The following is a 25,012-nucleotide window of genomic DNA, read 5'->3' as shown; positions in this document are numbered from 1 at the left end:
TCCGGTTCAGTACCGTCTTCACGCCAGCCAATTAGCTGCGTAATATAAAACTCTAACTTTTAGGGGTCACATCATTTCCGTAAACGGGGTGTGTGGCTGTTTTTCTAATTAACGATTTTTTATTTTGTAAAATCATCCATACTTCATCACCTATAGCCCTAATTATTCACCGATTCATATAAAATGCCACTCAAAAACATTTGCAACGGTTTTTGAATGGCATTTACTAAATCATCTTAATCTAGAACTTACCAATAATGGTAGGTATGCCGAGTCTCCAGAAACAACCAGTTCTTGGGTAATAATAGAATCAGTATCTAGACCTTGCAAATTCGATCCAAAGATCTGAATGCTATGAGTCTTTCGTTTTATTTGAAAAAAATTAGAGGAACTTGTCTTTATTTGCCGAATAGTCATATTAATGCCTAAGATTGATTTTGAAAAGTTTTTTTAAATGAAAAAAATTTCAAGGTTTTAGTAGTTGGATTACTTTTATTTAGTTTTAACTTGCCTGCTTCTAGTATGCATTAGGGTCAATTAATAAGGTGGTTTTTTGATGCGAAGTTGGAGATTCATAGTAATTTTAATGTTAGTTTTAATAGTGATCGGTTTAATTTCTTTTCTAATTGGTACTAAATCACAGAAGCAATCTTTAAATACGTATGTAATTGGTGACGCTAAAGTTGAAATTTTTATAGAGGAAAATAACTACCAACCAGTATTAATAGAAGGTTCTGTTTTTAAAAAGAAAACTTCCGTGTCTCCAATCTATCGAAACAATAAAGATGTTTACTTTGATTATACTGTCATTAATATAGGAGATTTTGATTTTATTGTGGGCGCCGTTCAAAGTAGTGATGTAGAAAAGGTGGTGTTTCAGACTACGGCCCTAAAAATAGAAAAAGAAGTAGATAGTGATAAACTGTTTGGGCTGTTACTTCCTTCGGGCTCTGTTGAACATCCCATTATTATTTTAAAACAAGGTCTTCAGGTTCAATACCCTTACAAGAAAATACCATAGTATTAACAGTAATTAAGGAAGTTACTTGAAACAAAGTAGCTTCCTTCATTAATGTTATCATTTACGATAAAAACCACTACTTTAGGCTGGACATAACTAGCTTCGAATAATAAAAAGTAAAATTGAGCGCGCTCAATTTTACTTTCAACCTTCGATTTTCCTCGAACAGAAAACCGAGTGAAACCCAAATTAGCCTTCAAGAATCCAAAAAACTGGTTCTGCTTCAATTTTGCGTTGACGGTAGATGGAACCCGTTTCTTCATCTGAAATATTCGTTCTTACATGTTCTTTTTGTTGTTTTCCCCGTAAACATCTATACTGTTCATAAGGCGGTGATACGTGTGCTAGTAAACAAGATAAAAGAACAACTCATTGAAAAGGTTAAGCAAGAAGTCAATCCAGCTTTCATTATCCTTTTTGGATCTTTTGCAATAGACAAAGTGCGCGAAGAGAGTGACATCGATCTTGCTTATTTCAGCAGCAAGCAACTATCATCTTATGATCGTTATCTGCTATCCAATGAGCTTGCCTTAATAGGTGGGCGAGAAGTGGATTTAATTGATATTAAAGAAATTGATACGGTTTTTACAATGCAGATTTTTGCACATGGTATTCCTATCTATATAGAGGATGAAAATGAATTCATCCGTCAAAGAATGCGAGCCTATAGCATGTACGTAACTTTAAATGAACAACGTGCGGGCATTATTAATGACATAAAAGAAAGGGGAAGTGTATTTGGGGATGAATGATGTCATCTTAAACAAAACGACAACGATTGAGCGCTGTCTGAAACGTATTCATGATGTGTATGAAGGGAATCCTGATAATTTAACAGACTTTACGAAACAAGACAGTATCATTTTGAACATTCAACGTGCTTGTGAGGCGAGCATCGACTTGGCGATGCATGTAGTGAGTGAGCGTAAACTAGGAGTGCCCAAAACGAGTCGGGAAGCATTCAAGCTTTTACAGGAAGCGGACATGATCGGAGCGGATCTTGCAAAAACATTGATGAATATGGTCGGTTTCCGCAACATCGCTGTTCATGACTATCAAGCTTTGGATCTTGGTATTTTAGAATCTATTTTAAATAAATATATAGACGATTTCAAACAGTTCACAAAGGTGCTTTTGCAGTTGGGAGATCAATGAAAAACGCCTTTACAATAACAGGAAAATGAAATGAAACAGCCACACGTCCTTTCCGTAAACGGGGCGTGTGGCTGTTTTGCGTTGATGGTATACTAGAGAATACCTATTATTCATCGAAAGAGGCGCAGTGATGGCTACAACAGATTGGAATATGAAAACGTTTATGAAAGGCGCGTCGATCCTGACGATATCGGCCATTATAGTAAAGCTGCTTGCCGCCGTATACCGGATTCCGTTCCAAAATCTTGTGGGCGACAAAGGTTTCTACATCTATCAGCAAGTGTATCCGTTCATCGGGATTTTCATCGTCTGGACATCGTACGGTTTTGCGGTGGCGGTTTCGAAGCTGCTTGCGGGAAGTGCGAGTGAGGGTGAATCAAAATCAGTGAAGCGGATTGCGTTTATGTATTTGACTGGCTTGTCCGTGTCATTTTTCATCCTATTAATGGCGTTTGCACCAAATATCGCAAATGCAATGGGGGATCCTGAACTCGTTTCCCTACTTCGCGCGGGGGCATATATCGTACTCGTCATGCCGATGCTTGCGGTGCTAAAAGGCTCATTCCAATCGGAAGGTCGGATGACGCCGGTTGCCGTTTCCAATGTCGGAGAACAAGCCATTCGGGTGGCGATTATTTTAATTGGGACTTGGATAGTGATACGTGCCGGTGCTTCGCTTTATAAGGCTGGAGAAATGGCGATGTGGGGTGCAGTGATCGGTCAGGCGTCGGGCGTCGTCATCCTGGCTCTCTATACCCGGAATGCATTCAAGGGTCCGACAGTGAGGATTGATACATGGCGTGTCGTGAAGGAATTGACGGTCGTAAGCTTAAGTGTCAGTGCGAGCTCACTCATATTATTGCTGTTCCAGATGGCAGACTCGTTTACTGTCTATAATATCCTTCTGTCTGAAGGGTTTGTATCAGACACGGCGATGGAAATGAAAGGCGTCTATGACCGAGGACAGCCACTTGTGCAAATGGGCATTTTGATCGCTTCGACGTTGGCGCTGGCGATTGTACCGCTCATTGCCCATCATGCAGCAAAAAAAGAAGGTCGAGGCGCTGAGCCGTTCATCTCACTCACATACCGGACAGCATTTCTATTCGGATGGGCAGCGGCTGTAGGGCTTGCGCTCGTCTTGCCATATGTGAATGAAATGCTTTTTGAAACAAGGGACGGGTCTGTAACGCTCATCATTTTTTCGTTTCAAATTTTTTGGCTGTCGCTTATTTTGCCACTGACCGCGATGTTGCAAGGTGCAGGGAAAGTGAAAATCCCTACGTTGTTGCTCGTGGTAGGCCTCGTTGTGAAGATTATAGCGAACCAGTTATTAGTACCGCATTTAGACGTGACAGGAGCTGCCATTGCAGGGAATATCGGATTCGCAGTGATTGCTTGTGGACTTCTCGTTTATTTCAAAAAAGTGTTGCCGGTGAAGTTGGCTCCCGCTCGTTTTTATGGATGGCTGCTTGTAGCGACAGGAGGAATGATTGCGGTCATTATTCCGTGGTTGTTGCTAGCTGATCAGGTTCTGTTCGCTCAATTATCGTCACGGATTGGTGCGACAGTGAGCGCATTGACGGCAGTCGTTTTGGGGGCGGGCGTTTTCCTGTTGATTATCATGAAATCGCGTATAATGGCTGAAAAGGAATGGTATTTACTGCCGTTCGGAAAAAGATTGGCACGTGTGCAATTACTGCTTACTAAAAATAGAAGGTGACTAGATGAATCTATTAACAATTATCGGGCTTGGTGCAGGTGACCTTGACCAGCTATCCATAGGAACGTATCGCAAACTGAAGGCGGCAGAATTGATTGTTGCAAGGACGGATCAGCATCCTGTTATTGAAGAATTGCGGGCGGAAGGCTTGCAAATCGAAAGCTTTGACGCGATTTATGAAAAAAATGACGCTTTTGAGCAAGTGTATGAGGAAATTGCGGAGCGGTTAGTGGCGTTAGCGAAGGAGCAACCTGTTACATATGCCGTGCCGGGACATCCGCTTGTTGCGGAGCGGACGGTCCAGTTATTGATTGAAAAAGAACGTGTTGGGCTAGTGCAACTCGACATTGCCGGTGGCAATAGTTTTCTTGACCCAATTTTCGGTGCTTTGCGCATTGATCCAATAGAAGGTTTTCAATTGCTGGATGGCACGGATATGGGACGGGATGACGTCAAGATGAAGCAGCATGTGCTCATCGGACAAGTGTATGACGCATTTGTCGCTTCGGAAGTGAAGCTTTCACTGATGGAGAAGTATGCGTTCGATCATCCCGTGACGATTGTGACAGCAGCTGGTTCTTCATTGGAAAAGCTACGGACTGTACCACTGTTTGAGTTGGACAGGGAGACGGAAATCGATAACTTGACGACCATTTATGTGCCTCCGGTTCTTGAGCGAGAAGGACGGTTAAAAGAATGGTCGACATTCCGTGAAATCATCGCGGCATTGCGTGCACCGGATGGCTGTCCATGGGACCGTGAGCAGACGCATGAATCGTTGAAAAGGTATTTGATCGAGGAAGCGCATGAGTTGCTTGAGGCGATCGATCAGCAAGATGATGAAGGGGTCATTGAAGAATTGGGTGATGTCCTGCTACAAGTGTTCTTGCATGCGCAAATTGGTGAGGATGACGGGTACTTTGCAATGGAAGACGTCTTGCAGTCAATCAGTGAGAAAATGATCCGTCGCCATCCACATGTATTCGGTGATCGGGATGTGGCGGATTCGGATGAAGTGTTGCTGAATTGGCAGGAGATTAAACAGACGGAGAAGCCGCAAGTCGATTCGCTCCTGAATGGACAGGAACGCCATAGTTCGTCTTTGCTCACTGCATTTAATTATCAAAAAGAAGCTGCGAAAGTCGGGTTTGACTGGCCGGATATTGAAGGAGCTTTTGATAAATTCGAGGAAGAGTGGCAGGAATTTAAGGTGGAAGTGGAGAATGGTACGAAAGAGAGCCAAACGGATGAGCTAGGCGATGTGTTCTTTACGCTCGTCAACTTGTCGAGGTTCTTGAAACTGTCGCCTGAAGAAGCGATGGCACATGCAAACGCGAAATTCAATCGTCGCTTTTCGTTTGTCGAGCAAAGTGTGAAAGATGGAAAAGGCGATTTTTCCGCTTATACGCTCGATGAACTGGAAGCATTCTGGCAACAAGCGAAGGGGAGGGAAAAGAAATGAGATTAGATAAATTTCTGAAAGTGTCACGCTTGATCAAAAGACGTACATTGGCAAAGCAAGTAGCCGATCAGGGACGTATTACGATCAACGAGAAGGTGTCGAAAGCTTCATCTGTTGTGAAGCCAGGCGACGAGCTCGCGATTCGGTTCGGACAAAAGATTGTCACGGTCAAAATTGAAGCGTTGAAAGAGTCAACAAAGAAAGAAGACGCTGCGATGATGTATACGATTTTAAAAGAAGAGAAGCTTGAAAAGGTGGAACCTGAATTTATTGATGATGAAGATTGAATAAAGATAAAGACATGTCTAGGAATTTTCCTGACATGTTTTTTTATGTTGTTGCATAAGATGGCAGTGAACGTACAAGCGAAGGAGGAATAGTATGCAAATCCAGACGGATAGTCCAACATACGCAATTCCATCGGGGGATCACGTTGTCACGATGCGAAATCGTAAAAGAATGGATCTTACATCTGTAAAAACAATCGACCGGTTCGACCAGGAGGAGTTCATCATCCGGACTTCTCAAGGGGTGCTCGTAATCCGAGGGGAGGAGCTGCGCATCGTCCATTTGGATGTCGACAAAGGGCTTCTGACGCTCGAAGGGACAATTGCTACGATGCAATACGACGAAGAAGAGACAGGTTCACGTAATTTCCTCCATAAATTATTTGGATGAGTCTCTCCGTCCAGTTTCTTAGTTTACTAGCAATGATTGGGACAGGCATCGTGGCTGGTGCGTTTATGGATCTGATCGGTAACGGGATTGACAAGTCTCGGAAGCGTTCAGTAATCCGGAAGTATTCAGTAGTTCTTGAAGTAATCGGATGGATTATAATCGGCTGTGCGTCCTTTTATGTACTGTTTATTGTAAGGGACGGTGCATGGAGGATGTACGATCCATTTGCGCAAGTGAGCGGGCTATTGTTATATGCAACAATTTTCCATCGCCCCTTCAGGTTTTTGGGGCGCGTTGTCCATCTACTCGTTATCCGGCCGATAGTTTTTGTCATTCTGCTTGCCGTGCGGATTATCCGCGTGATTGTCACGATGGTTATTAAGCTTCTACGGGTACTAAGTGCTCCGTTTGTTTATTTATATAACAAAGTCTATAGCTCCCTCTTTCAAACTACCGAGAAATGATGTATAATTACTAGACTTATCTAATTTCGAGGTGTAATGAGAGGGAGTGCAGACATGGAGCAAAGGAAAAGGACATCATCCACGACCGTTGCATCGATTGAAACTGAATATGTCCGCTCGTTGCAAAAGAAAGAAGTATGGCGGAATAAGCAGAGAAAGCGATTAAAGAGAAAGCTCGTTTTGTATGCGATTATTGCGCTGCTTGTATTTGGTGGTCTCACGAATGTGTTGATTCAGCAAAAACAAACATTGCAAGCGAAAGAGCAGGAAAAAGTGAAAGTGCTTGCTGAGTTGGAAGAGGTTAACAATGAACAGCTTCTTTTGAAAAAACAGCTTGTAAAGCTCGACGATGAAGACTATATTGCAAAGCTTGCACGCAAGGAATACTTCTTATCGGATAAAAACGAAATCATCTTTTCTGTTCCTAATAAAAACAAGAAAAAACAAGAAAAGGTTGACGGAAAAGAGTAGTCTTATTGACACTCTTTTTTTGTTGGCTATAATGGAAGTAAGGATTCTGCTTTTGCAGGACTCTCGATATGGTAAAAAGGCTTCTGAAAAGAGGTCGTTATTTCTTAAGGAGGAGCATTTTTTTTATGTCAATTGAAGTAGGCAGCAAGTTAGAGGGTAAAGTTACAGGGATCACAAATTTTGGAGCGTTCGTGGAACTACCAACAGGTGCAACGGGTCTGGTCCATATAAGTGAAGTCGCAGACAACTATGTTAAGGACATTAACGAACATCTTAAAGTCGGCGATATGGTTGAAGTGAAAGTGATGAATGTCGGCACTGACGGCAAAATCGGTTTATCGATCAGAAAAGCGAAACCGGAAGCTGAACAACGTCCTCAACGCCCTCAACGTCCACGTGGCGGCGGTGGCCGTCCAAGCGCCATTGAGCGTCCAGAGAATTTTGAACAAAAGATGGCGAAGTTCATGAAAGACAGTGAAGAACGTCTGACAACATTAAAAAGAGCAACAGAATCTAAACGCGGTGGCCGTGGCGCAAGAAGAGGGTAACTTGCTGGCTGTTTCAATTAGTAAAAATGTAAATCTACTTTTACGAAAAGCGATTCGACATCTTTTGAAGATGTTGGAGCGCTTTTCTTTTTTGTTGGATTGGTGATTGGCGTAGAATTGAAGAGGCGTGCGCCCGTATTTGACGTGTCCGCGCCCGTAAAAGTAGGTTGCGCGCTCGTAAATGCTTGTTACTCGCCCGTATTTGATAGACTTGCGCTCGTAAAAGTGGAATCCGCGCCCGAAAATGGTTAGTCTCCGCCCGTAAAAGCCCCTTTCGCGCTCATATAAACCACCTATAACACGCTGTTTTATAAAGTAATCTCTTTTATAGTCAAGTACAACACCTTAATTGGTTAAAAGCATTCTGCGCGACAAAATATATCCTAAAACTTGATGAAAGCCCACGAAGCTCGAATAAAAAAACGGTCCGGAGCAATTTACTCCGAATCGTTTTTTTTAGTGTCCAGTTTCGAGCGCTAGCCTCTCGGGATGCTTCAGCCGTGAGGGTAAAGGCAAAGAGCGCCTTTAACCTCAGGCTTCCAGCACCTGTCGAGGCTAAACGACGCTCTACGCATTTCTAGTGTCCAGCTCCAACGGCCAGTCCCTCGGGTCATAAGCAAACCCGGCTTAGTGGCAAAAATCGCCACACGCCGGGTTCTCTTATGCCTGTCGGGCCTGAACGGCCGTTTACGCATTTCATTAATGGCGGCAGAGGGGATCGAACCCCCGACCTTACGGGTATGAACCGTACGCTCTAGCCAGCTGAGCTACGCCGCCGTGATGTCTTCAGTGAAATCTAGTGATTTTCCGAACAACAAATATCATATTACATGGCTCGACGTGGTCTGTCAACAACATCTTGTAAAATAGAAAATCACACCAGAAAGAGTCGAAAGATTTTGTAACTGGCTTGTCAGGAAGAGACAAAATCTTTGGGTTGTCCCATGTATAGTTATGGACAACTACACATAGGGGGAATGTGAGATGAAGATGATCGGTGATTTAGAAAGACCCGTAGGCCAACAAGTTCGGCATATGGTGGAGTCCATAGGGAAACGGAAAAAACATGTACTAATGGCGACATTTTTTCTGCTAGGCACATTTTTCTTGTCGCAAGCTGTTTTGTTCGATGCTGCGGTACCGTTTTTCTTGCCAGTATGGGCACTTGCGCAACTGCGTTTCCGTAAGTACCTTGTATTTGTTTTTATCGGAGGGATGGCTGGAGGAGCGTTTCTTGGAATTGGACAAGCTGTCATTTACCTATTGCAACTACTATTATTCAATGTAGTGAGCAAGCATCCACTGACAAGGAAGTCGATTCCGCTTACGGTGGCGGGTACGATTATCGTCGTCCAAGTACTTTGGCAATTTATCATGCATAGCGGCCAAACACCTGTGGATGTACAATTGACAATTGGTTTTGAAGCGGTATTGGCATTATTCATGACGTTTTTCATTTTCGTCGCATTCCCGCATCGTGACAGACTGTTTTTCGGCCAATGGTCACCTGAGCGCCTTGGTGCAATTTGTATCATCGGTATTATGGCTACGACAGGGATGGGCAGCCTGATGGTCGGACCGATATCCATTTCAGGATTGCTTCTACATTTGACGATTTTATTAGCAGCGCTTGCCGGTGGTCTTCCTTTTTCCACAACGATTGCTATGATGATTGCAGCCATTTCAGGCATTGCTGAACTTTCCTTCACAGGCATGATGGCTGTATATGGAATGACCGGTTTTTTTGCCGGTGCTATGCGAAGATTAGGAAAGCTTGGAATTGTCACAGGGGCATACGCTGTTTCTGTCTTCTTTCTTTTATATGATTTGACGTTGCCGCTTGATATATCGCACTTTTTAACGATTGGACTCGCTTCTTTCATCTTCTTTTTCATTCCGACAAAAAAGGTTAAGCCAATTAGCAAGATGATTAAACCCGATCAACCAGACATATCCGTTAAACGGCAAAAATGGCTAACGGATCGATTGGATGAACAGTTATCCGACTTCCAACAATTTGCCGAATTCATGTCGACTCTCGTCAATGACCGTTTTGAATCTGACGACACGTTAGCATCACAAGAGATTCCGTCAATTTGCCAGTCTTGTTTCCGTTATTCGAAATGTTGGGAAGGCAATGAACCGGGCATGTCCAGGTTGCTATATGAATGGGAATCGACCTATTCAGCAACTAAGAAAGCGGCTCGCCATAGGGTGGAAGAGAAAATCAAATATAAATGCATTCGTTTCTCAGGGCTGATTACGGAGCTTGAAGAGCAGGCAACAAACCACTTACTTATGGGGCAACTGCAGCATGGTAGGAAGATGCTCGCTTTGCAATTAAGGGATATGAGTAATCACTTGGAAAAAATCATGAATGATATAAAAGGAGAGATGACTGTTAATCATCTGGCGGAAGAAGAACTAGGAAGGCGGCTAAAATCACAAGGGATTGAATTTTATCAGATTGATATTTTATCGGAGGAGCAAGGTGCTTCGCGGATTGTCTGTTCCATACCAGAGAAGCGATCGGACTTTGAAACGGACATGACTGTGGCGGAGAGAATGATATTGCCTTTGATCGAAGAGATTTATCAAGAACCTTTCAAAGTAGAAAAATCGACATTACAACAAGAACCTTTTCCCCACCTGCAATTGACATTCTGTTCTTCCGTACGCTTTTCACTCGAATACGGTATCGTGGCCACAGCGGGAAGTGGAACATTTCATGCGGGCGATGCTTATGAGATTTTTCCGATACATGACGGCCTGACTGCGGTTTTATTATCCGACGGGATGGGGCATGATATGAACGCGTATCGCGAAAGCCGGAAGGTGATAAGGCTCATGCGTGAATGTCTAGACCGTAAAATGGATCCTGAAACGGCCATGCATACGCTACATTACATGATGTCGCTAAATGGTCTTGACGATATGTATGCAACATTAGATCTTGCGCTGATCGATTTACAAGACGGACGATTATGGTCATGGAAAGCAGGTTCGATGAGCACATATATTAAGCGGGGACAAGACTTTGTGCGACTTGAAAGTAAATCGGTCCCTGTAGGATTCCTACCGTCGTTTTCTGTAGAAGCGAAAAACGAGGAGTTGAAATCAGGAGATATTGTCGTTATGTTAACGGATGGCATTTTTAGTGGTAAGTATACAATTGAAAAACAGGAGGACGCACTTTTCGGCATTTTAGACAAATACCAGCACCTTGGATGTGAAGCATTGGCGGATCGAATTATGGCGGAAATGGAACGGAGATTTGGCGTTGTGGCAGACGACCGGACTGTGCTCGTCATGAAGATGGATCATGTATTGCCAAAGTGGATGACGATCAAACCTACGAATCGAAATATTTCCCGGGAAAAAGTTATGGGGTAGAATAAGAGGAAAGGGACTGAGGATTTGGAGGTTATGTTGTGAACGGCTTAGAGAAAAAGATAAGGGATTTTATCCATACAAACCAATTACTAGTTTCAGGTCAACGAGTCCTCGTCGCCTGCTCCGGCGGCGTCGATTCTGTTGCCCTTTTGCTTTTATTGACATCATTACGTACTACATTCCAAATAGAAATAGCTGTAGCGCACGTCGATCATATGTTGCGTGGCGAGCAGTCTGCGGAAGACGGCCATTTCGTAAAAACAATCTGTGAAGAGCTTAGCATTCCGTTTTTCGGAGGTCACGTACCTGTTCCTGACATCCTTGCAGAAGATGGAGGCAATATGCAAGATGTCTGTAGGACAGGCAGATATGCGTTTTTCAGTAAGGTCATGCAAGCAGAGAATTATTCGGTCCTTGCGACTGCCCATCATGCGGAAGATCAATTGGAAACAGTGCTCATGCAGTTGTCTAGAGGAGCTCATCCTGTGGGTATACTAGCTGAACGTGAAATGAAGGGAGGAACGGTCATTAGGCCACTTTTACCAGCAATGAAAAAGGAATTGAAAGACTATGTACATGAAAACAATCTATATTTCAGGGAGGATCCGAGCAACGCGAGTAATGCTTACTTGCGGAACAGATTGCGCCATCATGTTGCCCCTTTATTGCTAGCTGAGAATTCCGCAGCAGCAATAAATGCCGTGAAAATGACAATGACACTGCAGAACGATGAAAAGCTATTGGACAGCCTAACAAATGAGCAATTTAAAGAGATTGTGTCATATACGGACAAAGGCTTTCCAACCTTTTCGATAAAGATGTTTTCAAGCATGCACACTGCTTTACAAACGCGTTTCATTCCACTAGTATTGAAGTATATTTACAATAGGGAAATTATACCCCTTGAATATAGCGCGTCACTATTGAATACACTTCACCAGCAGTTATTGAGCGATCGCGGAAATGTCACAATCGACTTACCGGGAGGCTACCGTTTTAAACGTGAATACGATCGGGTCACGTTTTTGAAGACATTCGAAAATGAACTAAACCCTATGACGATGCTACCGATGGGTGAATGGACAAAATGGGGACAGACGCTCTTGTATTGGAATTCTGTGGACGAAGATGTCGAAAGTGCCTCAGAAAGTTGGTATTTTAATATACCTGACTCCGATTTACCTCTTTACGTCAGAAGTAGACATGACGGCGATCGAATCTTACTTCCAGGAATGACCCAACCAAAACGTTTGTCGAGACTGTTCATTGATGAAAAGATCGGTGCTGACAAGAGACGCGAATTGCCTGTGCTCATTACCGCTAAAGGTGAAATTTGTGCGGTCCCGGGCATACGGTATGGCATTCAATTTAGAAAAAGTCATACAGAACAGGATCAGTACATATTTAGAATGAAAGAGTTTTAAAAAATCCTATGAAGAAAAGAGGGTTTTCGATGTTACAAAAAGATATCGAAGAAGTACTCATTACAGAAGAGAAGATTCAAGAGAAAGTCGCTGAGCTTGGCGCTGTTCTTACAGCGGACTACCAAGACAAGTTCCCACTCGCAATTGGTGTCCTTAAAGGGGCTTTGCCGTTCATGAGTGATTTGATTAAGCGCGTGGATGCATACATCGAACTCGATTTCATGGATGTTTCAAGTTATGGCAATGCAACAGTGTCTTCAGGCGAAGTGAAAATTATTAAAGATTTGAACACAAGTGTCGAAGGTCGTGATGTCCTAATCATTGAAGACATCATTGATAGCGGAAAGACATTGAACTACCTTGTAGATTTATTTAAATACCGTAAAGCGAAATCCATTAAAATTGTCACGTTGCTCGACAAACCAACTGGACGTAAAGTGGATCTGAAAGCGGATTATGTTGGATTTATCGTTCCGGATGCTTTTGTAGTCGGTTACGGTCTTGATTACGCAGAAAAATATAGAAACTTACCTTACATCGGTGTATTGAAAAAGGAAATCTACTCTTTCTGAAGCTTTTCAACAAACCTGTATTAGGGGTGGTGAAAAGCTTTTTCCGTTCGAATCAAATACACGTATAACTCTTACATATCGCTTCTGTTGAGTGGGTAGTGTAAGACCTTAGTTAGAAAGGCATTTTCATTGTAGTGTGAAACCTTTATATGTTAAGATTTACAATAGTTTTCTGTTGAATGAAATGAGGAGGCTTGGGATGAATCGTATACTTCGATACTTTCTACTATACGGATTGATTTTCCTTGCAATTATGGGGATTTTCAGTTCACTAAATAATCCGAATCCGAAAACGGAAGATATTCGGTATGATCAATTCTATACGGCTTTAAAAGAAGGCAATGTTGAAACACTGTCTTTACAACCTGTAGCAGGTGTATTAACCATTGAAGGAACAATGAAAGGTGCGAAAGAGGGTGAGAAGTTCACCACTAACGTACTTAACAATGATGACTCGATTATCCAAGAGATCCGTACGGTTGGAGAAGCGAACAACCCTGAAATCACAGTGTTGGAAACGCCTCAAACGAGCGCTTGGGTAGCTTTCTTTACAGGGTTAGTTCCCTTCATCATCATTATCATCCTGTTCTTCTTCTTACTGAATCAAGCACAGGGCGGCGGCGGTGGCCGAGTCATGAACTTCGGTAAAAGTAAGGCGAAGCTGCATACAGATGATCGTAAAAAAGTCCGCTTTACCGATGTTGCAGGAGCGGATGAAGAAAAAGCTGAACTCGAGGAAGTCGTCGATTTCCTGAAAGATTCGCGTAAATTCGTAGAACTTGGCGCACGTATTCCTAAAGGTATCCTTCTTGTAGGACCTCCAGGTACGGGTAAAACATTGCTTGCACGTGCAGTTGCAGGTGAAGCCGGAGTACCGTTCTTCTCGATTTCCGGTTCGGATTTCGTTGAAATGTTCGTCGGTGTCGGGGCATCCCGTGTACGTGACTTGTTCGAAAACGCGAAAAAGAATGCACCATGTATTATTTTCATTGATGAAATTGATGCAGTTGGACGTCAACGTGGCGCAGGCCTCGGTGGCGGACATGATGAGCGTGAACAGACATTGAACCAACTATTGGTTGAGATGGATGGTTTCGATGGCAACGAAGGAATCATCATCGTTGCTGCAACAAACCGTCCTGATATCCTTGACCCTGCACTTCTTCGTCCTGGACGTTTTGACCGCCAGATTACTGTTGGCCGTCCGGATGTTAAAGGTCGTGAAGCGGTACTTCATGTGCATGCGCGCAATAAGCCTCTAGATGACACGGTAAATATGAAGGCGATCGCTCAACGTACACCTGGTTTCTCAGGTGCAGACCTTGAAAACTTGTTAAATGAAGCGGCACTTGTTGCTGCACGAAGAGGCAAAAAGAAGATTGATATGTCCGATATCGATGAAGCGACGGATCGCGTCATTGCGGGACCAGCGAAAACGAATCGTGTCATCTCTAAGAAAGAACGCAATATTGTAGCATTCCACGAAGCAGGGCACGTTGTTGTCGGTCTAAAGTTGGATGATGCAGAAGTTGTCCATAAAGTGACGATCGTACCTCGTGGTCAGGCTGGCGGATATGCGGTCATGCTCCCTAAGGAAGACCGGTACTTCATGACGAAGCCTGAACTTCTTGATAAAATCTCTGGCTTGCTCGGTGGGCGTGTAGCGGAAGAAATTATCCTGGGAGAAGTTTCTACTGGAGCGCATAATGACTTCCAGCGTGCGACAGGAATTGCACGTTCTATGGTTACAGAATACGGTATGAGCGATAAGCTCGGTCCGATCCAGTTCGGTCAAGCGCAAGGTGGAAATGTGTTCCTTGGAAGAGATTTTAATTCCGAGCAAAATTATTCCGAATCGATCGCTTATGAAATTGATCAGGAAATGCAACGTATTATTAAAGAACAATACGAGCGTACAAGAACAATCTTGACGGAAAATCGTGATTTGCTAGAATTAATCGCTACAACACTTCTTGAAGTGGAGACATTGGATGCTGAACAGATCAACCACTTGAAAGATCACGGTACATTGCCAGTACGTGCTTACGAGCAAAATGGCAATGATGCGGATGTGAAAGCGGAAGTGATTGACGAGGCGACGGAATCGACGAATGATGACGTGAATCCTGACGTTACTGGCGCACCGACTGATCCATCCATTGGTGATTTGCCGCAAGAGAACACAGGTGATAAAACATTACCTTCCATCGATGAGCAACGGAGAGATTGATGGTTATAACGTAATTTCAGACAGTCGACTGCTTTTTAAGGCAGTCGGCTGTTTTTAATTCCATTTACTATGGTATGATATCTTTGAAAATGACGAATGTTAGCGAGGAATTTAAAATGATCTTAGTGTTAGATACGGGTAATACGAATATCGTCCTTGGTGTCTATGAACAAGGTGAGTTGACATATCATTGGCGAATGGAAACGTATCGTCAGAAGACGGAAGATGAGTATGCCATGGCTGTCAAATCGCTATTCTCTCATGTCGGCTTGAAATTTGAAGATATAACTGGGATTATCATTTCGTCTGTCGTTCCTACTGTCATGTTCCCGCTTGAGCAAATGTGCAGGAAGTATTTCAACTTGCGTCCGCTCGTTGTTGGGCCTGGTGTGAAGACGGGTTTGAACATTAAATACGAAAATCCCCGTGAAGTCGGTGCGGATCGGATTGTTAATGCGGTGGCAGCAATTCATGAGTATGGGGATCCGCTTATTATTGTGGATTTTGGCACAGCGACGACTTTCTGCTATGTGAATGAAAGAGGCGAATACATGGGTGGATCGATTGCGCCTGGTATTGGCATTTCAATGGAGGCGCTGTTTGACAGGGCATCCAAATTACCACGCGTCGAATTGACAAGACCCGATCATATTATCGGTAAAAACACAGTGTCTGCTATGCAAGCGGGAATTGTTTATGGTTATGTAGGGCTGGTTGAAGGGATAGTCGGCAGGATGAAAGAGCATAGCAAAACAAATCCAAAAGTTATTGCAACAGGTGGATTAGCAGAATTGATCGCTAGTGAAACTGACATTATAGATACTGTAGACAACTTCCTGACATTAAAAGGACTGCATTTAATTTACGAAAGAAACAGCTAAAGGAGTAGAAATGAATGAGCGATTATTTATTGAAAGCATTAGCTTTTGACGGAACAATCCGCGCGTATGCGGTGGATTCGACAGATACAGTAGGAGAAGCGCAAGCGAAGCATATCGTATGGCCGACGGCGGCAGCTGCTTTAGGACGAACGATGACGGCGGGTCTTTTAATGGGCGCTATGTTAAAAGGGAACGATAAATTGACGGTGAAAGTCGAAGGGAATGGTCCGGCGGGGCCTATCGTTGTAGATGTGAATGCGCACGGAGAAGTGAGAGGGTATATTACGAATCCGCAGACACATTTTGAACTGAGCGATAAAGGGAAGTTGGATGTCCGCAGAGCTGTCGGTACGGAAGGTATGTTGACAGTTGTAAAAGATCTAGGATTACGTGATTTCTTCACAGGGCAAGTTCCGCTTGTCTCTGGTGAAATTGCAGAAGACTTCACACAGTATTTTGTCGTATCCGAGCAAGTGCCATCTGCCGTCGCGTTGGGTGTTCTTGTCAATCCAGACAATTCCATTAAAGCGTCCGGAGGTTTCATTATACAAGTAATGCCTGGTGCAACAGATGAGACGATTACAATATTGGAAGAGAAGATTGCTGCCATTGAACCGATTTCAACTATGATTGACCGTGGCCTGACGCCTGAACAGATTCTCGAAGAAGCACTCGGCGCAGGGAATGTGAACGTCCTTGAAAAGATCGATGTCAAATTCCAGTGCAACTGTTCAAAAGAGCGTTTTGGTAATGCAATTAAAGGACTTGGTGAAAAAGAAATCCAAGAAATGATTGATGAAGATGGACAGGCTCAAGCAGAATGTCATTTCTGCAATGAGAAATACCTGTTCCCTAAAGAAGAGTTAGAAGGATTCATTGATGAAATACGGACGCAATCATAACGTCCAAGAGACGTCGCCTCAGAAAAGGAAGTTAAAAACGAAACCGCTTCTATATTTGATCGGTATTCTATTGTTGTGTAATGTATTATGGTTCATCGGTTGGTTAACACCTGATAAACCGAAGCAGACGGATGAAGTTGTTGCTTCTGTTTCAGGTGAACCGATTACACGTGAACAATGGCTGACTGCGATGGAAAAGGAAGTTGGCAGAGAAGTATTGCTTGAACTGGTCAATAATAAAGTGATGGAAACAGCTGCGAAAAAGTATGGCATTAAAGTGACGGATAAAGAAGTAGATTTAGAACTTGCTCTCATTACAGCTATAGATGGACGGACACATTCAGGTTTAGATATCGAGCAGACGAGGCAGCGTATTCGCTCAACGATCATTTTAGAAAAAGTGCTTTCTCACGATGTCGTTATTGAAGATGAGACGGTTAAAGCGTTTTATGATAAAAACGAATCATTCTATACCATTTTGACTGCTTATCGCACGTCACTGATTATTGTACCAACGGAAAAAGAGGCAGAACAGGCATTGGAAGAATTGTCGAAAGGCTCAAGTTTTGACGCATTGGCTAAAGAAATTTCGACAGATTTAGCTTCTGCGAGTCTCGGTGGAGATATCGGATACATTAACGCGGACACTGAAACAATCGATCCGGCCATATATGAAATGGTATCCAAAACGAAAGAAGGCAAAACTGGAGATGTCGTGAGCCTGAAAGATGGCTCGTTCGCCGTCGTGCAAGTGAAAGAAATTATTAAAGGCACAACTTTTTCTTATAATGAAGTGAAAGATCATATTAAACGTGAGCTTGCACTTGAACAACTGCCACAAACTGTAAATCCCGAAGCGTTTTGGAAAGAATTTAACGCAAAATGGTTTTACGGTAAATAAAAGAATGCTTACCGTCTTGTCTTCTTTACGCATAATAGGAGCAAGACGGTTTTTTTATACGAAGTGGGGTAAAGAGTTGTTGAAAAGGGAAAAGAGATAGTGTTTGACACGATTCACAAAGTAGTTGTATGATTAATACTATAAAACATATCAATTAAGTCGGGATTAGGAGAGGGTCAAATTGACTAAAGTTGGAAACACTGTGGCAGATCTCGTAGGAAAGACTCCGTTAGTGAAGATGAACCGCATGAATGGTGCGGAAAGTGCGGACATTTACTTGAAATTGGAGTATTTCAATCCGGGTTCTAGTGTGAAAGACCGCATTGCGCTTGCAATGATTGAAGCGGCTGAAAAAGATGGTAATTTGAATGAAGGTAGTACAATCATTGAACCGACTAGTGGGAACACAGGTATTGGCCTTGCGATGATTGCGGCTGCCAAAGGATACAAATCGGTTCTTGTCATGCCGGATACGATGAGTATGGAGCGTCGTAATCTTCTTCGTGCATATGGGGCGGATTTAGTGTTAACGCCTGGTGCGGAAGGGATGAAAGGTGCAATTGCAAAAGCGGAAGTGTTGGCTGAAGAGAATGGTTGGTTCATGCCCCAGCAATTCAACAATGAAGCGAATCCTGAAGTGCACCGATTAACGACGGGTCCTGAAATTGCAGATGCGCTTGATCAAGTTGACGCATTCATTTCCGGAATTGGCACTGGGGGTACGATAACAGGTGTTGGAAGTGTATTGAAAGAGCGTTTTCCGAATGTCAAAATTGTTGCGGTGGAACCGACAGACTCTCCAGTGCTATCTGGCGGTCAGCCGGGGCCGCACAAAATCCAAGGGATAGGGGCGGGATTCGTCCCGAAAGTGCTCGATACGAATATTTATGATGAAATCATTCAAGTAACGAATGATGAAGCGTATGATACGGCGAGACGCGCGGCAAAAGAGGAAGGGATTCTCGGTGGTGTATCTTCTGGAGCAGCCATTTTCGCCGCGCTTCAAGTAGCTGAGAAACTTGGCAAGGGAAAGACGGTTGTGGCGATTTTGCCATCTAACGGTGAACGCTATTTGAGTACACCGCTATATCAGTTTGAAGAAGAGTGAGGGGGGCGCATACAGCGCCCTCTTTTTTATATTTACATAAGAAGAGTCATTGATATTTGTAGCGTTAATGCCCTTATGGATAGTAAGATAACTATATTACGAGATGTTGGGGGAAAACCGAATGGCTAAATTGTTTCCGGAATATCAAAAAGCGAAAATGACGAAAGAAGAATTCTTTTACGCATACAAAGTACTGGCGCAACAAGCGGAAGAACATATATTGCTCGAAAGTGGGCGCGCAGGGAAGATTTGCATAGCGGGCGTTAAACCTTTAGTGACGATGAAAGCATTGGATGGCGATACGCTGGAACTGGTATGGCGAGACGGTGCGAAAGAAGAAAGAAAAGGCGAACCACTTGAGCAAATAGCGGCATTCGTCCAATCTATGGAATTGGACAACTTGCCTGAACTACCTGATTTCCAAGGTGGAGTCATTGGATTCATCAGTTATGACTATGCACGTACATATGAACCGATTCCTCAATTAGCTACGGATGATTTGCATACGCCTGACCTCTTTTTCTACCTATTTGATAGATGGGCAGTTCTCGATCTTGAAAAGGAAGAGGCATACTTCATGGCATTGCCTGAAAGAGGACTTGACGTTGCAAGTATGACGTCGGAATGGGTGGATGCGGCGGAAGTTGGCCTGACTAACAGAAAACACGCAGTCGAAAGTTCCGCTAAGGGTTCTGTAAGAATCGGAAATGTCGACGTTTCTGTAACGGATACGCAATTTGAACAGATGGTGCGTGATGTGCAACGCTATATTTCACTGGGTGAAGTGAACCAAGTGAATCTGTCTGTCCGCCAGTCGAAAGAATTGACCGTCGATCCTCTTGATATGTACGAGGCGTTGCGTTCTTTCAACCCATCCCCTTATATGGCGTCACTCGGTTCAAAAGAGTTTGCAGTCGTCTCGGGATCACCCGAATTGCTATTGAAAAAACGTGGTGCGGAAATGAGTACGCGTCCTATCGGTGGGACTAGACCGAGAGGGGCTACCCCTGAAGAAGATGTTGCACTCGAAAAGGAATTGCTGTCTAACGAAAAGGAAAAAGGCGAACATATAATGTTGCTTGAACAGGAATTGATCGATTTCGGACAAGTATGTATTCCTGAAACAGTTGAGACGAATGAATTCATGGTCATCGAGCGCTATTCGCATGTTATGCACCTTGTATCGAATGTACGGGGAACTGTTTTACCCGGCCTTTCTAATGCGACGGTCATTAAAGGCGTATTTCCTGGAGGGTCAATAACGGGTTCACCGAAACTACGTACAATGGAAATCATCGAAGAATTAGAGCCGACACGGAGAGGGTTGTACACGGGGTCGATTGGATGGATTGGTTTCAATGGAGATGTAGAGCTGAATATCGTCATTCGGACAGCGTACGTCAAAAACGGGATAGCTCATATCCAAGCGGGTGCGGGATTAGTTCCGGATTCTGATCCGACAGCGGAATACATGGAATCATTGAACAAGGCGAAAGCACTTTGGCAAGCGAAGGAAATGGCTGAGACAGTGAATGAGGAATTCTAAAGAGGTGGTTCAGACGTGAGCTTTTGTTGGATGAACGGAGTGGTTGCAAGGGTAGAAGATGTACGAATTTCTCCCTTCGATCACGGGTTTTTATATGGTGCAGGATTTTTCGAGACGTTTCGGACGTATGAAGGGCACGTGTTTTTATTCGAAGAGCATATGCATCGATTACGGGGGGCTCTTTCCGAGTACAAAATTGCAATGCCCTATACAAATGAAGAAATCGTAGAAGCTGTGCGTGAATTGACGGCTTGCTCTGAACATCGGGACGGGTATTTTCGTCTGAATGTCTCTGCGGGTGTTCATGATATCGGACTTGCTCCGGCAGAATATATGACGCCTACTGTCATTTTGTTCCGAAAAGAACTTGTTCAAGTACCTAGAGGGACAGAAAAAAGTGGTGTGTGGCTTGAAACGGCTCGAAACCTTCCTGAAAGCGGAATTCGTCATAAATCCCATAATTACTTGAACAACGTACGAGGAAGATTAGAACTCTCTTCTTTGAAAAATCAAGAAGGTCTATTTTTGACAACGGATGGATTTGTCGCTGAAGGGATTACGTCTAATGTATTTTGGATGAAAGGCGAAACTTTGTACACTCCTTCTATTGATGCTGGTATTTTACCGGGTATTACTCGTGCATTCATTATCCGAAGTGCTAAAGAGGCGGGGATGCCGGTTGAAGAAGGTTTATTTTCAAAAGAAATCGTGAATCAGGCAGCCGAAGTGTTCATTTCCAATGCGGTTCAAGAGCTTGTGCCGCTAAAGCGAATCGGTGAACAAGAATTTTCAGGAGCCTCGGGCATTTATTATAAGCAAATGCATAGTCTATACGTGCAGGCGATTGATGATATGAAAGAAGGTTAACGCAGTGGAATTAGAAAAAGCAAAAGCGATTTACCGTTTTGGTGAAACTGAATTGGATCTTCGTACAGAAACCATCGTAATGGGTATTTTGAATGTCACGCCCGATTCATTTTCAGATGGTGGAAAATACAGTGAGATTGACACGGCGCTAAAGCGTGCGGAAGAAATGATTCGTGATGGAGCGAAAATCATCGATATTGGAGGTGAGTCGACGCGCCCTGGACACGCACCTGTTTCGCTTGAGGAAGAAATGGAGAGGACAGCACCAGTAGTGGAGGCGCTAGTACGGGAACTCGGTTGCGTCGTTTCGATTGATACATATAAAGCGGACGTGGCGGAAGCTGCACTTCAAGCAGGAGCGAGTATCGTAAATGATGTGTGGGGAGCAAAGCGTGAACCACGTATTGCTGAAGTGGCTGCTGCGTATAATGCACCGATCATTCTCATGCATAATCGTGAAATTGCCGAATACGAGCACCCATTCATGGAAGATATGCTAGCGGATTTGCAAGAAAGTGTGGATATCGCATTGAATGCAGGAGTGCCAAACGAGCATATTTGGCTTGACCCAGGCATTGGATTTGCGAAAAGCCTCAAGCAGAACGTATTAGCCATGCAAGGGCTGCAGAGGATAGCGGAAATGGGATATCCTGTTCTTCTTGGCACGTCCCGAAAATCGATGATCGGTAAGATATTGGATTTGCCTGTTGAAGAACGCTTAGAAGGTACAGGAGCAACAGTTTGCTTTGGTGTTGAACACGGCTGCCATATTATGCGTGTACACGATGTGAAGGAAGTATCACGCATGGTGAGAATGATGGATGTTTTAGTCGGTAAGTCGGTTATTGAGAATTAATGATGTATGGGAGGGGGATTTTTAGTGGATTATATTCATGTGAATGAAATGGAGTTTTACGGTTATCATGGCGCGTTGGCGGAAGAGAACGTGCTCGGACAGCGATTTCGTGCAAATGTATCATTAGCAATTGATCTGGCGGAAGCGGGAAAGACCGATAATTTATTAAAAACGGTGAACTATGCAGAGGTTTTTGAAGTTTGTGAGTCTATTATTGAAGGTGAGCCTCGTAAATTAATTGAAGCACTTGCTGAAGATATAGCGAGCACCATTTTAGATAAGTTTTCATGGCAAGTTAAAGGTGTACGAGTTGTGCTGATTAAACCTGATCCACCTATTCGTGGACATTATGCCTCTGTATCAGTAGAAATTACGAGAGGTAAGTTCGTATGAATGTATCGTTTATTTCAATCGGGTCGAATATCGGAGACCGATTGCATCATTTAACGGATGCGGTTCGAGCTCTTCATGAACATAAAGAGGTGACGGTAACAGTCGTTTCTTCCATATATGAAACGACTCCAGTCGGTTTTATTGATCAGGCGGACTTTCTAAATCTTGTCGTCAAGGTGGAAACAACTTTAAGTGCACATGATTTATTGGGGTCGTGTCAGGAAATTGAGAACGATCTTGGACGTATCCGTGAAGTCAGATGGGGTCCGCGGACTGTCGACCTTGACATTTTGCTGTATAATAACGACAATGTTGAATCAGAGAACTTAATTGTGCCTCACCCGAGAATGGGTGAACGTGCATTCGTTCTTGTGCCTTTGCTTGAAATCGCACCTGGCATCGTACAGCTGGAATCGGCTCTTGATGACAGTGGCGTCGTATATTGGAAAAGTGCTGAGGAAGTCGGGCGTTTTTTGAACGTGAAATAGTGATTGGCTTCACCAGCTGAGTCGTCATGTACGTGGCGGCTTTTTTTACATAGCAAGTTTGTGTACAATGGTAACATGCCATCCCACGTGTGGGATAACTGAAGAAGGAGTGACTGAAATGTCCCATTTGGATGAATTGAACGATCAGCTTTTGGTGAGACGCCAGAAGATGGAAGAGATACGTGAGGTTGGATTGGATCCGTTCGGCTCAAGATATGAGCGGACACACCTGTCCAATGAAATTCGTGAAGCGTATGAAGAGCTTTCTAAAGAGGAATTAGATGAAACCGTCAATGAAGTGAAAATTGCTGGACGTATTATGACGAAACGCGGTAAAGGAAAAGCTGGATTCGCTAATATCCAGGACCTTGGCGGCCAAATTCAAATATATGTCCGTTTAGATGCAATTGGTGAAGATGCGTATGCGCTTTTTGATAATGCAGATCTCGGCGATATTGTTGGTATTAAAGGAGATGTCTTCAAGACGAAAGTTGGAGAACTTTCTATTAAGGCAACTGAATTTACATTCCTGACAAAAGCATTGCGTCCGCTTCCTGACAAATTCCATGGTTTAAAGGATATTGAACAACGCTATCGTCAGCGTTATTTGGATCTTATCTCTTCTGAAGAAAGCAGAGAGATGTTCATTACAAGAAGCCGTATTATCCAATCAATGCGTCGCTATTTGGATGAACAAGGTTTCCTTGAAGTTGAAACACCGATGCTCCATTCGATTGCAGGTGGAGCTACTGCACGTCCATTCATTACACATCACAATGCGTTGGATATGACGCTTTACATGCGTATCGCTATCGAACTTCACTTGAAACGCCTAATTGTCGGTGGACTCGAGAAAGTATATGAAGTTGGCCGTGTATTCCGTAATGAAGGAATTTCAACACGACACAACCCGGAATTTACTATGATGGAGTTATATGAAGCGTATGCGGATTATAACGATATTATGGAACTGACTGAAAACATGATTGCTTATATGGCGGAAGATGTACTAGGTACAACTAAAGTACAATACGGTGAAGATATCATAGATTTATCTCCAGGCTGGAAGCGTCTGCATATGGCGGATGCGGTAAAGGAATACACTGGGGTCGACTTCTGGAAAGAGATGACGAAGGAAGAAGCACATGCGTTGGCGAAAGAGCATGGCGTAGATGTAGTCGGTATGATGGAAGTTGGTCATGTCTTGAACGAGTTCTTCGAGCAGAAGGTAGAAGAGCAACTAGTACAACCTACGTTCATTTATGGGCATCCGGTAGAAATTTCACCTTTAGCGAAGAAGAATCCTGAAGACGGACGCTTTACAGACCGTTTCGAATTATTCATTGTCCGCCGTGAACACGCAAATGCATTTACAGAGTTGAATGATCCGATCGATCAACGCGGTCGATTTGAAGCGCAAATGGTAGAGAAGGAACAAGGTAATGATGAAGCGCATGAAATGGATGAAGATTTCATAGAGGCTCTTGAATATGGTCTTCCGCCTACTGGTGGTCTAGGAATCGGTATCGATCGTCTTGTAATGTTGCTAACAAATGCTCAATCTATCCGAGATATTCTTCTGTTCCCACAGATGAGATCTAAGGAATAAAGAAGGTGGAGCTGTGCAAATACTGAGTTTTGCACAGCTCCCTTCTCTCTTTTAAAAAAGAACTAATTATTTTTGATGAAAACTATTGCATTCAAAATGATCCGGTGTTATATTAGATAACGTTGCACTTCTGGTAAACGAAAACAACTTAAAAAACGAGTGAAAAACTTTTTTAGAAAAGTTGTTGACAAACAGAATGCGAAAGTGGTATTATATAAAAGTTGCTTCTGAACGAAGCGGCCAACATAGTAACACAATGAACCTTGAAAACTGAACAGCAAAACGTCAACAATACAAGTTCTGAAACCGGCTTGCCGGTG

At 43.4% G+C, this 25,012-nt stretch carries 24 protein-coding genes, 1 tRNA gene and 1 pseudogene; 24 read left to right on the top strand and 2 right to left on the bottom strand.

From position 1 onward, the window contains the following. The first annotated feature begins 556 nt into the window (after positions 1-556). Positions 557-1,021: a hypothetical protein gene (locus H9649_RS17415; protein WP_191696176.1), complete on the top strand. Its 465-nt coding sequence runs from the start codon at positions 557-559 to the stop codon at positions 1,019-1,021. 2 nt (positions 1,022-1,023) lie between these two features. On the opposite strand, the pseudogene H9649_RS17925 reads toward H9649_RS17415, so the two are convergent. Continuing rightward, a pseudogene (locus H9649_RS17925) lies at positions 1,024-1,321 on the bottom strand (transposase); the annotation flags it as partial. A 41-nt stretch (positions 1,322-1,362) separates the two neighbouring features. Here H9649_RS17925 and mntA point away from each other — a divergent pair. From mntA to H9649_RS17370, 9 genes are all read left to right on the top strand, one after another. Next, on the top strand, positions 1,363-1,773 hold the full coding sequence (mntA, locus tag H9649_RS17410) for a type VII toxin-antitoxin system MntA family adenylyltransferase antitoxin (protein ID WP_191696175.1): 411 nt from the start codon (positions 1,363-1,365) through the stop codon (positions 1,771-1,773). Beyond that, on the top strand, positions 1,766-2,176 hold the full coding sequence (gene hepT / locus H9649_RS17405; RefSeq protein WP_191696180.1) for a type VII toxin-antitoxin system HepT family RNase toxin: 411 nt from the start codon (positions 1,766-1,768) through the stop codon (positions 2,174-2,176). The genes mntA and hepT overlap by 8 nt, the downstream gene beginning before the upstream one ends. 130 nt (positions 2,177-2,306) lie before the next feature. Further along, the gene (locus tag H9649_RS17400) at positions 2,307-3,899 is read left to right on the top strand and encodes a putative polysaccharide biosynthesis protein (RefSeq protein WP_191696174.1); all 1,593 of its coding nucleotides are present in this window, start codon (positions 2,307-2,309) and stop codon (positions 3,897-3,899) included. A gap of 4 nt (positions 3,900-3,903) precedes the next feature. Then, positions 3,904-5,361, top strand: a complete 1,458-nt coding sequence (locus H9649_RS17395; RefSeq protein ID WP_191696173.1) for a bifunctional methyltransferase/pyrophosphohydrolase YabN — start codon at positions 3,904-3,906, stop codon at positions 5,359-5,361. Continuing rightward, positions 5,358-5,648, top strand: coding sequence for an RNA-binding S4 domain-containing protein (locus H9649_RS17390; protein ID WP_191696172.1), 291 nt, complete (start codon positions 5,358-5,360; stop codon positions 5,646-5,648). Before H9649_RS17395 ends, H9649_RS17390 begins: the two co-directional genes overlap by 4 nt. Positions 5,649-5,742: 94 nt before the next feature. Then, a complete protein-coding gene (gene yabP / locus H9649_RS17385; protein ID WP_191696171.1) occupies positions 5,743-6,039 on the top strand; it encodes a sporulation protein YabP in 297 nt (98 codons plus the stop codon). Next, on the top strand, positions 6,036-6,503 hold the full coding sequence (gene yabQ, locus H9649_RS17380) for a spore cortex biosynthesis protein YabQ (RefSeq protein WP_225229978.1): 468 nt from the start codon (positions 6,036-6,038) through the stop codon (positions 6,501-6,503). The genes yabP and yabQ overlap by 4 nt, the downstream gene beginning before the upstream one ends. Positions 6,504-6,557: 54 nt before the next feature. Beyond that, entirely contained in the window at positions 6,558-6,974 is a 417-nt protein-coding gene (locus tag H9649_RS17375; protein WP_191696169.1) for an FtsB family cell division protein, read from the top strand. A 125-nt stretch (positions 6,975-7,099) separates the two neighbouring features. Then, positions 7,100-7,522: a S1 domain-containing RNA-binding protein gene (locus H9649_RS17370; protein WP_191696168.1), complete on the top strand. Its 423-nt coding sequence runs from the start codon at positions 7,100-7,102 to the stop codon at positions 7,520-7,522. 703 nt (positions 7,523-8,225) lie between these two features. On the opposite strand, the gene H9649_RS17365 is transcribed toward H9649_RS17370, so the two are convergent. After that, positions 8,226-8,299, bottom strand: a tRNA-Met gene (locus tag H9649_RS17365). 207 nt (positions 8,300-8,506) lie between these two features. On the opposite strand from H9649_RS17365, the gene H9649_RS17360 reads away from it, so the two are divergent. From H9649_RS17360 to lysS, 14 genes are all read left to right on the top strand, one after another. Continuing rightward, the gene (locus H9649_RS17360; RefSeq protein WP_191696167.1) at positions 8,507-10,915 is read left to right on the top strand and encodes a SpoIIE family protein phosphatase; all 2,409 of its coding nucleotides are present in this window, start codon (positions 8,507-8,509) and stop codon (positions 10,913-10,915) included. Positions 10,916-10,953: 38 nt separating this feature from the next. Beyond that, positions 10,954-12,339 carry a tRNA lysidine(34) synthetase TilS gene (gene tilS / locus H9649_RS18070; RefSeq protein ID WP_191696166.1) on the top strand — a complete coding sequence of 462 codons (1,386 nt, stop codon included), beginning with the start codon at positions 10,954-10,956 and terminating at the stop codon, positions 12,337-12,339. A gap of 29 nt (positions 12,340-12,368) precedes the next feature. Next, positions 12,369-12,911: a hypoxanthine phosphoribosyltransferase gene (hpt, locus tag H9649_RS17350; RefSeq protein ID WP_191696165.1), complete on the top strand. Its 543-nt coding sequence runs from the start codon at positions 12,369-12,371 to the stop codon at positions 12,909-12,911. A gap of 199 nt (positions 12,912-13,110) precedes the next feature. Beyond that, entirely contained in the window at positions 13,111-15,141 is a 2,031-nt protein-coding gene (ftsH, locus tag H9649_RS17345) for an ATP-dependent zinc metalloprotease FtsH (protein WP_191696164.1), read from the top strand. Positions 15,142-15,257: 116 nt separating this feature from the next. Then, complete coding sequence (locus H9649_RS17340) at positions 15,258-16,022, top strand: type III pantothenate kinase (protein WP_191696163.1); 765 nt, start codon at positions 15,258-15,260, stop codon at positions 16,020-16,022. Between the two features lie 14 nt (positions 16,023-16,036). Further along, positions 16,037-16,924 carry an Hsp33 family molecular chaperone HslO gene (gene hslO, locus H9649_RS17335; protein WP_191696162.1) on the top strand — a complete coding sequence of 296 codons (888 nt, stop codon included), beginning with the start codon at positions 16,037-16,039 and terminating at the stop codon, positions 16,922-16,924. Then, positions 16,902-17,825, top strand: coding sequence for a peptidylprolyl isomerase (locus tag H9649_RS17330; protein ID WP_191696161.1), 924 nt, complete (start codon positions 16,902-16,904; stop codon positions 17,823-17,825). Before hslO ends, H9649_RS17330 begins: the two co-directional genes overlap by 23 nt. Before the next feature lie 181 nt (positions 17,826-18,006). Continuing rightward, positions 18,007-18,933 carry a cysteine synthase A gene (cysK, locus tag H9649_RS17325; RefSeq protein WP_191696160.1) on the top strand — a complete coding sequence of 309 codons (927 nt, stop codon included), beginning with the start codon at positions 18,007-18,009 and terminating at the stop codon, positions 18,931-18,933. A 121-nt stretch (positions 18,934-19,054) separates the two neighbouring features. Then, positions 19,055-20,479 (top strand): anthranilate synthase component I family protein, encoded by a 1,425-nt coding sequence (locus H9649_RS17320; protein ID WP_225229977.1) that lies wholly within the window; start codon positions 19,055-19,057, stop codon positions 20,477-20,479. Positions 20,480-20,494: 15 nt separating this feature from the next. Further along, positions 20,495-21,346, top strand: a complete 852-nt coding sequence (gene pabC / locus H9649_RS17315) for an aminodeoxychorismate lyase (RefSeq protein ID WP_318241717.1) — start codon at positions 20,495-20,497, stop codon at positions 21,344-21,346. 4 nt (positions 21,347-21,350) lie between these two features. After that, positions 21,351-22,202: a dihydropteroate synthase gene (gene folP / locus H9649_RS17310; protein ID WP_318241716.1), complete on the top strand. Its 852-nt coding sequence runs from the start codon at positions 21,351-21,353 to the stop codon at positions 22,200-22,202. A 24-nt stretch (positions 22,203-22,226) separates the two neighbouring features. Then, positions 22,227-22,595, top strand: a complete 369-nt coding sequence (gene folB / locus H9649_RS17305) for a dihydroneopterin aldolase (RefSeq protein WP_191696159.1) — start codon at positions 22,227-22,229, stop codon at positions 22,593-22,595. Further along, positions 22,592-23,083: a 2-amino-4-hydroxy-6-hydroxymethyldihydropteridine diphosphokinase gene (folK, locus tag H9649_RS17300; RefSeq protein ID WP_191696158.1), complete on the top strand. Its 492-nt coding sequence runs from the start codon at positions 22,592-22,594 to the stop codon at positions 23,081-23,083. The genes folB and folK overlap by 4 nt, the downstream gene beginning before the upstream one ends. A gap of 118 nt (positions 23,084-23,201) precedes the next feature. After that, positions 23,202-24,692 (top strand): lysine--tRNA ligase, encoded by a 1,491-nt coding sequence (lysS, locus tag H9649_RS17295; RefSeq protein WP_191696157.1) that lies wholly within the window; start codon positions 23,202-23,204, stop codon positions 24,690-24,692. Positions 24,693-25,012 lie beyond the last annotated feature (320 nt).

The sequence above is a fragment of the Sporosarcina quadrami genome (assembly GCF_014836615.1).
GTDB lineage: Bacteria > Bacillota > Bacilli > Bacillales_A > Planococcaceae > Sporosarcina > Sporosarcina quadrami.
This window is presented reverse-complemented; position numbering and strand designations above follow the sequence as displayed.

Bases quoted from the DNA above. Each gene is read 5' to 3' on its own strand.
- H9649_RS17415 (WP_191696176.1), top strand. From the start codon at position 557: ATGCGAAGTTGGAGATTCATAGTAATTTTAATGTTAGTTTTAATAGTG.
- hepT (WP_191696180.1), top strand. From the start codon at position 1,766: ATGAATGATGTCATCTTAAACAAAACGACAACGATTGAGCGCTGTCTG.
- H9649_RS17400 (WP_191696174.1), top strand. From the start codon at position 2,307: ATGGCTACAACAGATTGGAATATGAAAACGTTTATGAAAGGCGCGTCG.
- H9649_RS17395 (WP_191696173.1), top strand. From the start codon at position 3,904: ATGAATCTATTAACAATTATCGGGCTTGGTGCAGGTGACCTTGACCAG.
- H9649_RS17390 (WP_191696172.1), top strand. From the start codon at position 5,358: ATGAGATTAGATAAATTTCTGAAAGTGTCACGCTTGATCAAAAGACGT.
- yabP (WP_191696171.1), top strand. From the start codon at position 5,743: ATGCAAATCCAGACGGATAGTCCAACATACGCAATTCCATCGGGGGAT.
- yabQ (WP_225229978.1), top strand. From the start codon at position 6,036: ATGAGTCTCTCCGTCCAGTTTCTTAGTTTACTAGCAATGATTGGGACA.
- H9649_RS17375 (WP_191696169.1), top strand. From the start codon at position 6,558: ATGGAGCAAAGGAAAAGGACATCATCCACGACCGTTGCATCGATTGAA.
- H9649_RS17370 (WP_191696168.1), top strand. From the start codon at position 7,100: ATGTCAATTGAAGTAGGCAGCAAGTTAGAGGGTAAAGTTACAGGGATC.
- H9649_RS17360 (WP_191696167.1), top strand. From the start codon at position 8,507: ATGAAGATGATCGGTGATTTAGAAAGACCCGTAGGCCAACAAGTTCGG.
- hpt (WP_191696165.1), top strand. From the start codon at position 12,369: ATGTTACAAAAAGATATCGAAGAAGTACTCATTACAGAAGAGAAGATT.
- ftsH (WP_191696164.1), top strand. From the start codon at position 13,111: ATGAATCGTATACTTCGATACTTTCTACTATACGGATTGATTTTCCTT.
- H9649_RS17340 (WP_191696163.1), top strand. From the start codon at position 15,258: ATGATCTTAGTGTTAGATACGGGTAATACGAATATCGTCCTTGGTGTC.
- hslO (WP_191696162.1), top strand. From the start codon at position 16,037: ATGAGCGATTATTTATTGAAAGCATTAGCTTTTGACGGAACAATCCGC.
- H9649_RS17330 (WP_191696161.1), top strand. From the start codon at position 16,902: ATGAAATACGGACGCAATCATAACGTCCAAGAGACGTCGCCTCAGAAA.
- H9649_RS17320 (WP_225229977.1), top strand. From the start codon at position 19,055: ATGGCTAAATTGTTTCCGGAATATCAAAAAGCGAAAATGACGAAAGAA.
- folK (WP_191696158.1), top strand. From the start codon at position 22,592: ATGAATGTATCGTTTATTTCAATCGGGTCGAATATCGGAGACCGATTG.
- lysS (WP_191696157.1), top strand. From the start codon at position 23,202: ATGTCCCATTTGGATGAATTGAACGATCAGCTTTTGGTGAGACGCCAG.